The sequence below is a fragment of the Acidovorax sp. GW823-FHT05D11 genome (genome assembly GCF_058795695.1).
Genome location: NZ_CM179502.1, coordinates 3,231,571 through 3,246,164 on the forward strand (window position 1 = coordinate 3,231,571; position 14,594 = coordinate 3,246,164).

12 protein-coding genes are annotated in these 14,594 nt (G+C 69.0%); 6 read left to right on the plus strand and 6 right to left on the minus strand.

Annotation, left to right across the window (positions count from 1 at the left end):
- Positions 1-45 precede the first annotated feature (45 nt).
- From AC3RCE_RS15015 to argA, 4 genes are all read left to right on the plus strand, one after another.
- The gene (locus AC3RCE_RS15015; RefSeq protein WP_492253360.1) at positions 46-1,914 is read left to right on the plus strand and encodes a serine hydrolase domain-containing protein; all 1,869 of its coding nucleotides are present in this window, start codon (positions 46-48) and stop codon (positions 1,912-1,914) included.
- Positions 1,915-2,274: 360 nt separating this feature from the next.
- The gene (locus tag AC3RCE_RS15020) at positions 2,275-2,526 is read left to right on the plus strand and encodes a hypothetical protein (protein ID WP_218294716.1); all 252 of its coding nucleotides are present in this window, start codon (positions 2,275-2,277) and stop codon (positions 2,524-2,526) included.
- A 22-nt stretch (positions 2,527-2,548) separates the two neighbouring features.
- Entirely contained in the window at positions 2,549-4,579 is a 2,031-nt protein-coding gene (locus tag AC3RCE_RS15025; protein ID WP_492253361.1) for an AAA family ATPase, read from the plus strand.
- A gap of 85 nt (positions 4,580-4,664) precedes the next feature.
- A complete protein-coding gene (argA, locus tag AC3RCE_RS15030; RefSeq protein ID WP_218294715.1) occupies positions 4,665-6,011 on the plus strand; it encodes an amino-acid N-acetyltransferase in 1,347 nt (448 codons plus the stop codon).
- On the opposite strand, the gene blaACA is transcribed toward argA, so the two are convergent.
- Positions 5,998-6,912 (minus strand): ACA family class A beta-lactamase, encoded by a 915-nt coding sequence (gene blaACA, locus AC3RCE_RS15035; protein WP_492253362.1) that lies wholly within the window; start codon positions 6,910-6,912, stop codon positions 5,998-6,000. The two genes, argA and blaACA, sit on opposite strands and share 14 nt — an antisense overlap.
- A gap of 98 nt (positions 6,913-7,010) precedes the next feature.
- Between blaACA and AC3RCE_RS15040 the strand changes: the two genes are divergently transcribed.
- Entirely contained in the window at positions 7,011-7,886 is an 876-nt protein-coding gene (locus AC3RCE_RS15040; protein WP_492253363.1) for a LysR family transcriptional regulator, read from the plus strand.
- Between the two features lie 69 nt (positions 7,887-7,955).
- Here AC3RCE_RS15040 and AC3RCE_RS15045 read toward each other — a convergent pair whose 3' ends face one another.
- The 4 genes from AC3RCE_RS15045 to AC3RCE_RS15060 are packed head-to-tail and all read right to left on the minus strand — an operon-like array spanning position 7,956 to position 11,766.
- Entirely contained in the window at positions 7,956-9,278 is a 1,323-nt protein-coding gene (locus tag AC3RCE_RS15045) for an MFS transporter (RefSeq protein ID WP_492244859.1), read from the minus strand.
- A gap of 54 nt (positions 9,279-9,332) precedes the next feature.
- A complete protein-coding gene (locus AC3RCE_RS15050; protein ID WP_492244860.1) occupies positions 9,333-10,406 on the minus strand; it encodes an MBL fold metallo-hydrolase in 1,074 nt (357 codons plus the stop codon).
- A 26-nt stretch (positions 10,407-10,432) separates the two neighbouring features.
- Positions 10,433-11,218, minus strand: coding sequence for an SDR family NAD(P)-dependent oxidoreductase (locus AC3RCE_RS15055; RefSeq protein WP_492244861.1), 786 nt, complete (start codon positions 11,216-11,218; stop codon positions 10,433-10,435).
- Positions 11,215-11,766 carry an ester cyclase gene (locus AC3RCE_RS15060; protein ID WP_492253364.1) on the minus strand — a complete coding sequence of 184 codons (552 nt, stop codon included), beginning with the start codon at positions 11,764-11,766 and terminating at the stop codon, positions 11,215-11,217. The genes AC3RCE_RS15055 and AC3RCE_RS15060 overlap by 4 nt, the downstream gene beginning before the upstream one ends.
- Positions 11,767-11,986: 220 nt before the next feature.
- Here AC3RCE_RS15060 and AC3RCE_RS15065 point away from each other — a divergent pair, with 220 nt between their 5' ends.
- Positions 11,987-12,715: a Crp/Fnr family transcriptional regulator gene (locus AC3RCE_RS15065; RefSeq protein ID WP_492253365.1), complete on the plus strand. Its 729-nt coding sequence runs from the start codon at positions 11,987-11,989 to the stop codon at positions 12,713-12,715.
- 175 nt (positions 12,716-12,890) lie between these two features.
- Here the strand turns inward: AC3RCE_RS15065 and AC3RCE_RS15070 are convergent, their stop codons facing one another.
- Complete coding sequence (locus AC3RCE_RS15070) at positions 12,891-14,522, minus strand: GAF and HD-GYP domain-containing protein (protein WP_369642663.1); 1,632 nt, start codon at positions 14,520-14,522, stop codon at positions 12,891-12,893.
- Positions 14,523-14,594: the final 72 nt, after the last annotated feature.

Below are 14,594 nucleotides of genomic sequence, written 5' to 3' on the forward strand. Positions count from 1 at the left end.
CGCCCCGAAGATGTCTGCGTGGCGGGTGCCCTCCGGAATGACCGCATGCTCCCGCAGACATCTGCCCCGAATTTTTCCGCCCGCGACAGCGCCACCCCACCGCCACCCTCGCGCCGCGACTGGCTCGCATGGGCCGGCACCGCAGCCCTGGCCCCCCTGCTGCCGGCCTGCGGGGGCACCGGCAACCCCGGCCCCGCGATGTCGGCCACCATGGCCTGGGGCCGCAACGAAATACGCCAGGCCATGCTGCGCAGCGATGCGCGGGCCGCCTCCGTCGCGCTGCTGCACGGCGACCGCCTCGTCTGGCAAGAGGCGTTCGGGGTGCTGGACGACACGTCCGCCACCCCGGCAACGCCCGACACGCGCTTCAATGTCGGCTCCGTCAGCAAGGTACTCGCGGCGCTGGCCGTCATGGTGCTGGTGGACCGCCAGCTCGTGCAGCTCGACGCCCCCGTGGTGCGCTATCTGCCCCGGTTCACGATGCTGTCGGAAGACTACCGCGACATCACCGTCCGCCACCTGCTGAGCCATGCCTCCGGGCTGCCGGGCACCCACGCGCACAACATGTTTTCCTTTGCGCCGCTGTCAGGCTATGCGGCGGGGCTGGAGGCGGCGCTGGCCGGCGTGCACCTCAAACATGCGCCCGGGGCGCTGGCGACCTACTGCAACGACGGCTTCACGCTGGTCGAGCGCATCGTGCTCGCGGTCACCGGGCAAGGCTACCCGGCATTCGTGCAATCGGTCCTCTTCAACCCGCTGGCCATGGCCCGCTCGGGCTACACGCTGCTGCCCCTGCCCGAAGGCAGCTTCGCCCATGGGTACATCCACAGGGTGCGCCAGGGCCAGGAGTTCGTGATGGGCTACGCCACCGGCGGGCTGTGCACCACGCCGGGCGACATGATGAAGCTCGCCGCGATGCTCCTGCAGGGCGGTGAATACGACGGCCGGCGCATCGTCTCGAAAGCCGCCGTGCTGGAAATGGGCCGCGACCAGGGCCAGGGCACGCACCTTCACCTCACGCCCGACTGGCACACCGGCCTGGGATGGGACAGCACGCGGCATCAGGGCCTGGGCGCCGCGGGCGTCCTCGCATGGCAAAAGAGCGGCAGCACGATGTTCTACGCCAGCGACTTCCACGTGCTGCCGCAGGCGGGCCTGGCCCTGCTGCTCACGGGCAGCGCCTCCAGCTTCAAGCCCGGGCCCATCGCCGAGGGCATTCTGCTGCGCGCGCTGCAGGAAACCGGCCAGCTCCCTGCGCTGCCGCCCAAGGTGTCCACCGCCGCCCCCGCGCTGGCCACCTCGTCGTCCAGCGCGGTCGATGCGGTGCTCGGCATCTATGGCCGTTCCTCGAAACCCCTGAAAGTCCTCTCGCCCGACAGCCAGCAGATCGACTTGTGGATCTGGTCCGCGCCGGCGAAGGACTGGGCACCGCTGTGCACGGGGCTTCGCCCGCGCAGCGACGGGTGGTGGTGGTCGGATGCCCAGCCCCGCACCCACTACCGCTGGGAGATGGCCGACGGCCGCCGCTACCTGCTTTCGCGCGAGCCCGCCACGGCGGGACACTACTGGGTCACCATGCCCGTGGGCCAGCAGATGCCGCGCGCCACCGCCGCGCTCCCTGCGCAGTGGATATCGCGGCTGGACAGCACCTGGCTGCTCGCGAACGAAGCGTCCGAATCCATTCCGCTGGCCCTGGGTGTGGGGGCGGCCGCCCTGCGCGAGCTGCCCGAGCTTCCCGGCTACCTCTTCTGGGACGACAGCCAGTTCCTGCTGCCCCTGTCGCCGGACCGCGCCGGCATGGCGGTGCAGGTGCCGCTCAACGACGGCCGCGATCTGGTGGAGCTGGTCGTGGAAACCCGCGACAAGGAGGAATGGATGCACGCCGCCGGCTGGGCCTACCGCCGGCGGGGTTGAGCGCCGGCCCTGCCCGCCCCGCAGCCACCGCAGCACACAGGCGCAGGGCACGGGCTGCCCGGCACTGTTCCTTTCACACGACAAATGCAGCCGTTCGCGGCCCCTTGCGCTTGCCAAGCCCCGGGGGCCTCGCCACAATTCGCGCTTCTTTCTTTCAGGCATGTGCCCGCCGCCACGGCAGCCCCTGAAAACACTGGAGGTCACCGCTATGTTTGTTCCCTTGTCCGCTCCCGCCTGACCACCGTCCACCGCCCCGGCTGGACTGTGTGCGCACGCACTGTCCAGCCTTGGCCCCCGGCGCCCCCACGCGCTCCGCAAGCCCTGGCTCCATTGCCGGGGTTTTTTGTTTGTGGAGTGCACATGAGTGCCAAAAAATTGTCCCGGGCCTATGCCCAGGGTGAGATCAAGAAGCTGCGCCGCATGAAGCAGCCCCTGGTCGTAGTTCTCGAGTCCTCGGGCCCGCCCCGAAATCCCGTGGCCACCGCATTGGCCCGGCGCAGCCTGTCGAGCGCGGCAGGCAAGCACATCCGAGCCCGCGGGGCCCAGCGCCGCGCGGACAACGTCGCCCTGCGCAAGGCGATCCAGACATCCCGCTTCACCGAAAGCGACTGATGCGACACAACGATTGAAAACCATGGACCTTTCCACCCTTTCCGAAGACACGCCACACAAGCGGCCCGCTCCGCCCATCGCGCAGCGGGAGCTGCTGGCCCAGCGCCAGCAGGCGCTGGCGCTGGCCGCAGCGCAGCTCAAGGCCGAGCTGTTTGGCATCGACGACGTGATCGACCGCGTGGTCGACGCCATCCGCGCCTGGTACGTGCTGCCCCAGCTCATCACCCGGCCCGTGATCGTGTGCCTGTGGGGCCTGACCGGCACGGGCAAGACGCAGCTCACGAGGCGCCTGGCGCAGCTGCTAGGCTTCTACGACCGCTTCGTGGAGGTGCAGATGGACGGCTTCAGCCACGGCGCGAGCTACCGCAGCTCGTCCATCTCGGGCATGCTCGCGGACTCCGGCATCCACGAGGGCGCGCCGGGCATGCTGGTGCTGGACGAGTTCCAGCGCTTTCGCACGGTGGACACCAAAGGCGCCGACGTGAAGGTGGAGCGCTACCAGGACGTGTGGACGCTGCTGTCCGACGGGCGCCTGCCGCCCGCGCTGAGCGCCCTCACCAACATCGAGCGCAAGCTGGCCGACGCGCATTACGAAGCCGAACGCGCCGACGACAACGAGGACGAGCGCGCCGGCAAGAAGCCCTACCGCTTCCAGCTCGACGCCTGGGATGCCCAGGAGCTCAAGCGCATGCTCAAGCTCTCGGAGCCCCTGGCCGAGATCATGCAGTGGCCGCCCGCGCAGGTGCAGGCGCTGTTCACGCGGTTCCAGCAGTCGCTGTCGTCCTGGGAGACCGACTACAGCAAGCTGCTGGTGTTCGTCTGCGGCAACCTCGACGAGATGTACCACGAGACCGCGCAGCGCGTGGAAGACTGCGACACCGACGCCGACATCTTCCACCGCCTCACGCGCAAGCTCTCGCTCATCGACGTGAAGAAGGCCCTGAGCGAACGCTTCAAGCCCGAGCAGATCGCCCGGCTGGGCAACGAGCACGTGATCTACCCCTCGTTCAACAAGGCCACCTACGAGCAGCTCATCCGCAACCTGTGCGCGCGCTACTGCGACGACATCGCCGCACAGTGCGGCGTGCGCTTTGCCATCGGGCAGGACGTGCTGGACGAGCTGTATGCCAACGCGGTGTTTCCGGCGCAGGGCACGCGGCCGCTGTTCTCGTCGGTGCACGCGATCCTGAGCGCCAACCTGGTCAACGCCGCGCTGTGGGCGCTGGAGCAGCAGCTGCCCCTGGCACAGGACGTCGCCATCACGCTGGCGGCCGACAAGCGCCACCTGGTGGTGCGCGGCCTCGGCGGCCAGGGCGAGGCGCGGCAGGCGCAGTTTGCGGTGGCGCTGGAGCTCAACCGCCTCAAGCAGCGCGCCAATGCCGACTTCCGCGCCCTGCTGGCGGTGCACGAAGCCGGCCACGGACTGGTGTACTGCCTGCTGTTCGGCCAGGCCCCGCAGGAGGTGAAGATCAACATCGCCTCGTTCGAGGGCGGCTACAACAGCTTCGCGGGCCTGAAGGTCACCACGCGGCAGAACGCGCTCGACATGATGTGCGTGGGCCTGGCGGGCCGGGTGGCCGAGGAGCTGGTGTTTGGCGAAATGGCCTGCACGACCGGCGCCGAGCAGGACTACAAGCAGGTCACGGCCGAAGCGGCGCGTTTCATCCGCCACCACGGCTTTGGCACGCGCCTGTCCCGCACCGACGTGACGGTGGAGCTGGACAACCACCTCAACACCGACGTGGAACCCAGCAATGCGGCCATCGAGCAACTGCTGCAGTCCCAGTACCAGCGCGCCAGCGCCCTGCTGCGCCAGCACCGGGAGGCCCTCACCCGCCTGGTGGAGGCCCTGCTGGACCACGGCATGATCGCCCAGCCCGAGATGCAGACGCTGATGGCCCGAAGTGGCGTGGCCATTGCGGTGGCAGCCCACACGGGGCCCGACGAAGCCCTGATCCTGGAGCCCTTCGCGGCCCGGCTGGCCGCGTTTCGGCAACAAACCGGGAGCCAACCCGCACCTGCCCCGGACAGCAAAAGCCCTGCATGCTTATGATGCGCGACTTGGCGGCCGCACGCGGCCGCCCGCCGTTGCCGGTTTTCCCCTCGCTCCAAGGCCACCCCACCGCCCTCCACCGCCCATGTCCGCCGTTTTCAACTTCACCTTCGTCCCCTGGTTCCGCTCGGTGGCGCCCTACATCCACAAGTTCCGCAACCAGACCTTCGTGATCGGGCTCACGGGCGAAGGCATCGCGGCGGGCAAGCTGCACAACATCGCGCAGGATCTGGCGCTGATCCAGGCCATGGGCGTGCGCATCGTGCTGGTGCACGGGTTTCGCCCGCAGGTGAACGAGCAGCTCGCGGCCAAGGGCCATGCGGCGAAATACTCGCACGGCATCCGCATCACGGATTCGGTGGCGCTGGACTGCGCGCAGGAAGCCGCGGGCCAGCTGCGCTACGAGATCGAGGCCGCGTTCAGCCAGGGCCTGCCCAACACGCCCATGGCGGGCGCCACGGTGCGGGTGATCTCGGGCAACTTCCTCACGGCGCGGCCCGTGGGCATCGTGGACGGCGTGGACTTCCAGCACTCGGGCCTGGTGCGCAAGGTGGACGTGGCCGGCATCCAGCGCACGCTGGACATGGGCGCGCTGGTGCTGCTCTCGCCGTTCGGCTTCTCGCCCACGGGCGAGGCCTTCAACCTGAGCATGGAAGAAGTGGCCACCAGCGTGGCCATCGAGCTGCGCGCCGACAAGCTGATCTTCCTGACCGAGGTGCCGGGCATCCGCATGCTGCCCGGCGAACCCGAGAGCGAGGACAACCCCATCGACACCGAGCTGCCCCTGGCCGCCGCGCAGGCCCTGCTGGCCACGCTGCCCACCGCGCAGACGCCCACCGACACGGGCTTCTATCTGCAGCACTGCGTGAAGGCCTGCAAGGCCGGGGTGGAGCGCAGCCACATCCTGCCATTCGCGGTGGATGGCTCGCTGCTGCTGGAGGTGTACGTGCACGACGGCATCGGCACCATGGTGATCGACGAGAAGCTCGAAGAGCTGCGCGAAGCCACCATCGACGACGTGGGCGGCATCCTGCAGCTGATCGAGCCGTTCGAGAAGGACGGTACCCTCGTCAAGCGCGACCGCACCGAGATCGAGCGCGACATCGCCAGCTACACCATCATCGAGCACGACGGCGTGATCTTCGGCTGCGCGGCGCTCTACCCCTACCCCGAGGCCAAGACGGCCGAGATGGCCGCGGTGACCGTGTCCCCGCAAAGCCAGGGCACGGGCGACGGCGAGAAGCTGCTCAAGCGCATCGAGCAGCGCGCGCGCCTGCAGGGGCTGGACAGCATCTTCGTGCTGACCACCCGCACCATGCACTGGTTCATCAAGCGCGGCTTCCAGCCCGTGGACCCTGACTGGCTGCCCGACGCGCGCAAGCGCAAGTACAACTGGGACCGCCGCAGCCAGGTGCTGGTCAAGAGGCTCTGAGTGTTTCGCGCGCCGCCGCCACGGCGCGCGCCACCTGCGCAATGGCCGCGTCGCGCTGCTGCGGCGCGGCGGCGGACCGCGTGAGGTAGCAGGTCACCAGTACCGGCGCGCCGCCGCCCGGGGGCCACAACACGCCGATGTCGTTGGCCGTGCCGCTGTCGCCGGCCGTGCCCGTCTTGTCGCCCACCTTCCAGCCCGGCACGCCGGCGCGCAGGCGCTGGTCGCCGGTGCTCGTCTCCACCAGCCAGCGCTGCAGCCAGGCGCGCGACGCCGGTGTGAGCACATCGCCCAGCACCAGTTTCTGCAGGGTCTGCAGCATGGCCAGCGGCGTGGTGGTGTCGCGCGGGTCGCCCACCTTGGCTTCGTTCAGCGTGGGCTCGGTGCGGTCCAGGCGCGTGGTGGTGTCGCCCAGCGAGCGCACGAAGGCGGTGAACCCGGCCGGCCCGCCATGGCGCGCCAGCAGCACGTTGGCGGCGGTGTTGTCGCTCAGGCTCACGGTGGCGGCGCAGAGTTCGCCCACCGTGAGGCCCCCGCCGTCGCCCGCGCGCGGGCCGCTCGCGGGCGAATGGGCGATGACGGCCTCGCGGCCGTAGTGCAGGCGGTGGTCCAGCCGCTCCTTGCCCTGGTCCACCAGCGCCAGCATCCAGCCCGCCAGCACTGCCTTGAAGGTGCTGGCCATGGCAAAACGCTCGTCCTGGCGCCAGCCCAGCGCCAGGCCCGAGCCGGTGTCCAGCATGGCCACGCCCAGGCGGCCCTGGGCGGCGCGTTCGATGCCGGCCAGCGTGTCATTCCACTGGCGGGCCGTGGTGCCGCGGTCCGCCGCGGTGCCGGCAGCGGCGCAGCCCCAGATAGGCATGGTGGTGGCAGCCATCAAACCCAAGGAAAACTGTCGTCTTTGCATAAGAGATGGAGGGGTGAGTTGAAGCAAGGACCGAACGATACGGTGATACAGCCCCCAGCACCATCGACAATAATTGCCGCCAGCCCCTAGAAAAACTTATGCATCTTCCGCTCAATGCCCTGCGCGCGTTCGAAGTCTCGGCGCGCCACCTGAACCTCACGCGGGCGGCCGGGGAACTGCACGTCACCCAGACCGCCGTGAGCCAGCACATCCGCAAGCTCGAAGACCGCCTGGGCAAACCGCTGTTCCGCCGCCTGCCGCGCGGCCTGGCGTTGACGGACGAGGGGCAGGCGCTGCTGCCGGTGGTGGTGGAATCGTTCGCCAGCCTGGAACGTGCGCTGGAAAAGCTGGGCGACACCCGCCCGCGCGAGGTGCTGACCGTGGGCGCCGTGGGCACCTTTGCCGTGGGCTGGCTGCTGCCCCGGCTGCGCGACTTCCAGCAGGCCTGCCCCTTTGTAGACCTGCGCCTGCTCACGCACAACAACCGGGTGGACATGGCGGGCGAAGGGCTGGACTGCGCGATCCGCTTTGGCGACGGCGCCTGGCACGGCACGCATGCCGAACGCATCATGGACGCGCCCATGTCCGTGATGTGTTCGCCCGCGCTGGCCCACGGCATGCGCACGGCGGCCGACCTGGCACGGCAACCGCTGCTGCGCAGCTACCGCACCGATGAATGGGCGGCGTGGTTCGAGGCCGCGGGCACCCCCTGCCCCGTGGTGCGCGGCGCGGTGTTCGACTCGTCCCTCACCCTGGCGGAAGCAGCGGCACAGGGCGCGGGCATGGCGCTGCTGCCGGTGCGCATGTTCACGCGCGAACTGCAGCAGGGCCGCCTGGTGCGGCCCTTTGTCCAAGAACTGCACCGGGGCGCCTACTGGCTCACGCGGCTGCAGTCGCGCCCGGCCACGGACGCCCTGCTCGCGTTCAGCGACTGGCTCCGGGCCCAGGCCCGCATGGCGGCGGAGGAAACATGAATGAAATTGGCTTCCAGCGCTTGTTCATAAAGCGCTAGCAGCTATCACAACAATAGCAAATGCATCCCGTCAGGCAACACGCCTGCGGGGCCCCACGGCCACCATCAGCGCCGCCGCCAGCACCAGCGCGCCGCTCAGGATGTACAGGCTCAGGCTGAAGCTCCCCGTGGCCGACTTGATGGCACCCACCATCACCGGCGCCACCACGCCCGCCGTGCCGCCCAGCGTGGTGATGAGCGCAATGCCCATCGCCGCGGCGTCCTTGGCCAGCAGGCTGGCGGGCACCGCCCACAGCACCGCGAAGGCGCTGGACACCCCCATGGCCGACAGCGACAGGCAGGCCACGGCCGCCCAGGGGCTGTGCATGAACAGGGTCGTCAGCGACAGCCCCACGGCCCCGAGCACCGCGCCCACGGCGAAGTGCCAGCGCCGCTCCTGCGTGCGATCCGAATGCCGCGCCACCACCAGCGTGGCAGCGATGCCCAGCGCCGCCGGAACCACCGAGTAGAACCCGATCTGCAGCACCGACAGCCCCATGGACTGCAGCAGGGTGGGCTGCCAGAACGACATGGCGTAGATACCCAGGATCACCAGGAACGAGATGAACCCCAGCAGCCACACCTGCGGGTTGCGCAATGCGCTGCCAAAGGACTGCGGCGCGCCGCCACCGATGGCTTGCTCCTGCGCCAGATCGCGCCGCACCTGGGCTTTTTCTTGCGATGTGAGCCAGCCAGCCTCCTCGGGGCGGTTGTCGAGCCAGCGATAGGCCAGCACGCCCAGCAACACGCACGGCAAGCCCTCCACCACGAAGAGCCACTGCCAGCCGCGCAGGGACAGGGCGCCATCCAGGTACGTCATGGTCAGTCCCGCCAGCGGGCCCGCCACGATGGGTGCCGCCCCGTAGGCCATGAAGAACAGCGCCGTGGCCCGCGCACGCTGCTGCGCCGGGAACCACAGCGTGAGGTAGAACAGCACGCCGGGCGCAAAGCCTGCCTCGAAAACCCCCACCAGGAACCGCAGCACATAGAACTGCGTGGGCGTGGTGACGAACAAGGTGGCCGCCGATGCCAGACCCCACAGCGCCATGATGCGCAGCAGCGTGGCCCGCATGCCCACGCGCGCCAGCATCACATTGCTGGGGATCTCGAACAGCGCGTAGCCGATGAAGAACACCCCGGCCCCGAGGCCGAAGACCGCATCGCCGAAGCCCAGGTCGGCCTTCATCTGCAGCTGCGCGTAGCCGATGTTGGTGCGGTCCAGGTAGTTGAAGATGTAGCAGACGAACAGCAGCGGTATGAGCCGCCAGCTGATCTTGCGGTAGAGCGCGTGGGTGCTGGTGTCATCGGTGGCAGCGGATGCCGCCGCAGCCGCGCCATAGGTGGCCGTGTTCATGGGTTGTCTCCTGGGTTTGTTCTTGTCGCGTGGTGCACCTGCAGTGCGCAGGCGTCACACGCGCTGCAGCTGTCCCGATTCGGTGGTGCCCCAGAGGTGGCCCGTGGGCGCGCCCGGAAACAGCCAGTGCGGCGAACATTCGCTCGACGGCACCACGTTGCTGAAGCCGTGCGACGCCGAGGTGCCCGCGATGGTCTTCTCCAGCACCATCGAGAGGTACTGGTCGTTGCTGTTTTCCTGGGTGTTGCCGTTCAGGACCACCTCGGCCCCGGTCGCCTTGGCGAAGCGGCGGATGGCGTTGTGGCGCGAGACCTCGGGCGCCCAGCTGTCGGCCGAGACGCCGTTTTCACTGCTCACGCGCAGGCCGTCCGGCACGCGGTAGACCAGCGAATGGTTGCCCTCGGTGTGCCCCGGCGTGTGCACCAGCGCCAGGCCCCGGCCCAGCTGCACGCTGCCGTCGAATGGCACGATGCGGTCGCCGGCCACGCCGCGCAGGCCGTCGGGGCAGTACCAGTCGGCCTGGGTGGGCAAGAGGCCCGCCACGCTCGCCAGCTCCTGCCGATGCACCAGCAGGCGCGCGTTGGGCAGCAGGCCAGGCCCGCCGTCCGTGCCCAGCCAGCGCCGCAGGTTCTGCGTGTGCAGGTGGTCGTAGGTGATGTAGTCGATCCGCTCGGGCGCCACGCCCACGCTGGCCAGGGCATCCAGCACGGTGCCGTGGATGGGCGCGATGGTGCCATGCAGGAAGGCTGGCGTCTGCTCGCTCAGGCGGCGGAAGTACGGCGTATCGCGCCCCGTCTCGTGGTCTGCCGGCGTGAACAGCAGGTGGCGCAGCTGCCCCCCGAAGTCCTCGAACTGGATGAGCACCGTGCGCGCCAGCAGATGCACCATGTGCGGCTTGAGCAGCTGCTGCGAATACACGCCGCTGAACGCATACCAGGCCGGATAGGGAATGCGCAGCAGGTCGAAGCTGCGGGCGTAGCGCACGGCCGGCTCGTCGAGGAACCACTCGCGGAACTGCGCGCCGCTGCGGCGCAGCGCACGCAGGCGGTCCTGCGGCGACGGCGCGCTGCGGGCGCCGTCGAAGTCCGTGACCGCCGCCAGGGCGGAAGGGGCGTTGTCTCTTTTCATGGAGTTCTCCTGGAGAAATGGGCAAGTCAGTAGAGCGAACGCCCGCCCGAGATGTCGAACACCGCGCCGGTGCTGAACGAGCAGTCGGCCGAGGCCAGCCAGGCCGCCATCGCGGCCACTTCATCGGGCAGCACGAAGCGGCCCATGGGCACGCGCGCGAGCAGGTTCTGGCGCAGCGCGGCCTGGTGTTCGGCCGGTACGGCATCGAACACCGCCGTGTCGGCCGCCGAGGGCGTGATGGCATTGACCAGGATGCCCGGCCCCGCCAGCTCCTTGCCCAGCGACTTGGTGAGTGCGATGAGCCCGGCCTTGGACGCGGAGTACGCCGCGTTCAGGCCGTTGCCCTCCTTGCCCGCCACCGAGGCGATGTTGACGATGCGCCGCCCCAGGCCGGGCGGCTGCTCACCTGCCAGGCCCCGCAGCATGCGCGGCACCACGGCCCGGCAGCACAGAAAGGCGCCCGTGAGATTCACCTCCATCACCTGGCGCCACTGCGCCGGGGTGTGTTCCCACAACGGGGCCAGCGGCCCCAGCACCCCGGCGTTGTTCACCAGCACGGTGATGGGCCCGAGCGCCGCCTCGCTGGCCTGCGCGGCCGACTCGACATCGGCCTCCTGGGCCACATCCACCCGGGCCGTGTGGATGCGGCCGGCGGCATCCAGCGCGGCACGGGCGGCCTGGAGCGCACGGGCGTCGCGGTCCCACAGGGACACACGGGCGCCATCCGCCAGGAAGCGCCGGGCAATGGCCAGGCCGATGCCCTGGGCACCCCCCGTGATGACGGCATGGTGCCCCGCCAGCCCGGCGCTCATGCGGCAGCCGCAGTGGTTTCTGGCTGGCGCCCTGAAGCTGCGGGCGCGCTGGTGGGCCCCGCCGCCAGGAGCGAGCCCACAATGGCCGGCAGCTGCGCGGGCGGCACGCCGGCCAGCAACTGGCGCAGCATGGTCATCGAGTCGAAGTACACGCGCTCGCAGACCAGGCGCTCGCCCTCGAAGATGAAGAGCGCGATCATGCGGCAGCGGAAGCTGTTGCCCGTGGGCGGCAGGTTGCCCAGCGGCCCCTGGTGGGTGCCCAGCAGCCAGAACTCCACGATCACCGCGTCGTCGGTGTGGCGCAGCTGGATGATCTCGTGCCGCTGGTCCGGGAAGGCCTTGCGCGAGGCCAGGTAATAGGCGCGCACGGCGTCATGGCCGTCGTGCACCTCCCCGGTGGGGATCAGCTCGTAATGGGGGTGCGGAAAGGTACCCAGCACCGCGTCGAAGTCCTGGCGGGTCTCGTCGGCAAAATGGTCCAGCACGGTTTTCTCGCGCAGGGCCTGCAGGGCGGTCTGTGGGGCTGGGGAGGTGGTGGCAGTCGTCATCGTGGGTTCCTTGGTCTAGGTGGTGATCTGCGCGTTGCATCGCAGTACAGCCATCGACTATCCGCAGCCCTCCCTTCGCAGACTGTCTGTTGTTGGCAATTGCGGCCCCGGACAAACCCGCACAGGCCTTCCGCCCCGCCCCCGCATGCGGTACACCGTGCCACCCACCTTGATCGCTCGTCTCAGCTCGCCAACACGCACAAGCCCCGCCATCCACCCCATGCCCCTGCGCACGCCCCCGCCCCGCTCTCCCACCTTGTCCCCCGACGCGCCCCACGCGCTCACCGCACCCGACGCGGCCAACAGATTGCGCCTGCCGGACGATGTGCAGCTGCAACTTCTGCAGGTGGCACACCACAAGCAGCTGCAGCGCGGCGATTCGCTGTTCCTCAAGGGCTCGGCGCCCGATGCGCTGTTCGGCGTGGTCAGCGGCTCGCTGCGCGTGAGCGTGGTGGCCCCGGGCGGGCGCGAGGCGGTGATCGCCGTGCTGGAGCCCGGCCACTGGTTTGGCGAGGTCTCCCTATTCGTGGGCCGTGAGCGCGTGTACGACACCTGCGCGGCCGATACCACCGAGATCGCGGTGGTCTATGCCGACGACTTCCACCACCTGGTGAACACCCAGCCCCAGGTGCACATGGCGTTGACCAGGCTGGTGTGCATGCGGCTGCGCCAGGCGTTGGCGTGGATCGATGACGCCATCCTGCAGCCGCTGCCCGTGCGGCTGGCGCACCGGCTGCTGACGCTGGACGCGCGGCCCGAGGCTTCGGACGGGGCGACCACGCTGGCGGTGTCGCAGGAGGACCTGGCCTTCATGCTGGGCGTGTCGCGGCAGAGCGTGAACCGGCAGTTGAAGCTGTGGGAGGACGAGGGAATCCTGCGGGTGGGGTACCGGGTGGTGGAAGTGATGGATCGGGAGAGGCTGGAGGGGTGTGTGCGGGATGGGGTGTGATTTGATCAAAATGGGCCGTGTGCGCTTATATAGAAAGCGCCAGCCGCTATTGTTTTTATAGTAATTACTGCGTCTGATCGAAGGGCGGAGGCCGGGGTGTGCGCCCGGCCCCCGCCCCCAACACAAGCACAGCACAACAACAGCACAAGCTATCAACAGCAGCTAGCAACCCCAGCTACACAAACCCCAATGCCCCCACATCCACCCCATCCACCTGCCCCGCTTCCAGAAACTCCTGTCCATACCGCAGATACACCCCCTCGCGCACGAACACCTCGAACAGGTCCGGGTCGATGTGCCCGTTGTCCCGCATCCGGCACATGATGGCCAGCGCCTCTGACAAAGTCATCCCGCTCTTGTACGGCCGGTCCGCCGCCGTCAGGGCCTCGAAGATGTCGGCGATGCCCATCATGCGGGCCTGCAGCGACATCTGCTCGCGCGTGAGGCCGCGCGGGTAGCCCTTGCCGTCCATGCGCTCGTGGTGGCCGCCCGCGTACTCGGGCACGTTCTTGAGGTGGCGGGGCCAGGGCAGCGTCTCCAGCATCTTGATGGTGGCGACGATGTGGTAGTTGATGGTGTCGCGCTCGGCCTGGGTCAGCGTGCCCGCGCGGATGGTGAGGTTCTCCACCTCCTCGGCCGTCAAGAAGCTCGTCTGCACGCCCTGCGGGTTGCGCCAGTGGCGCATGGCGGCGATGTCGCGCACGCGCTGCTGGTCCTCGGGCCGCATGGCCTCGGTGCCGGTGTTGCAGCGGCGCAGGAAGTCGCGGTCTTCTTCCAGCGCCTGGATCTCGTGCTGCAGGGCCTGCAGCTCCTGGCCCTCGGCCCGCGCATCCACCACGGGGCGCAGCGCCAGCTGGCGGCGCAGCGCGGCCAGTTCCGCATCGCGCTTGAGCACCTCGAAGCGCGTGTCTACCAGGCCGATGCGGTCGTAGATCGTCTGCAGCTTGGTGGCCTTGTCCACCACGTGCACGGGCGTGGTGATCTTGCCGCAGTCGTGCAGCAGGCCGGCCATCTTGAGCTCGTAGCGGTCGCGCTCGCTCATGCGAAAGCTCGCCAGCGGCCCCTGCCGTGTGGCGTTGACCGCATCGGCCAGCATCAGCGTGAGGGCCGGCACGCGCTGGCAATGGCCGCCGGTGTAGGGCGATTTTTCGTCGATGGCCAGGTTGATGAGGTTCACGAACGACTCGAACAGGCGTTCGAGCTGCGAGATGAGCAGCCGGTTCGTGAGCGCGATTGCGGCCTGCGAGGCCAGCGACTCGGCCAGGCCCTGGTCGGCCTCGGAAAAGGTCGTGACCGCGCCCGTCTCCGGGTCGCGGGGGTTGATGAGCTGCAGCACGCCGATGAGCTCATGGTCGTGGTTCTTCATCGGCACGGTGAGGAACGACTGCGAGTGATAGCCCGTGCGCGCATCGAAGGCGCGCGTGCCCGAGAAGTCGAAGCCCTGGGCACTGTAGGCATCGGCGATGTTCACGGTGCGGTCGTGGATGGCGGCGTGCGCCGCCACGAGCGAATCATTGGGCGAGCCATCGGCGTTGCGCAGCGGCAGGTGCGGAAAATCGATGGGCTTGCCCGTGGTGCCGCCCAGGCGGATGCCCAGCGAATCCGTGCGCAGGATCTCGAACTTGAGCGCCGACTGGTCCTCGGTCACGCTGTAGAGCGTGCCGCCATCGGCGCCGGTGATGGCCTTGGCCGCCTCCAGGATGTTCTCCAGCAGCCGGTCGATGTCCCGCTCGCGCGAGAGCGCGGCGCCGATGCCGTTGAGCTGCTCCAGCCGGCGAAACAGGTTGACTGTGGATTCCTTGCCCATAAAACCACCTTGGGTGCAGCGTTGGCGACCGCTCATCGTAACGAAAAGTGACGGCTATCATCGACCTTCTGT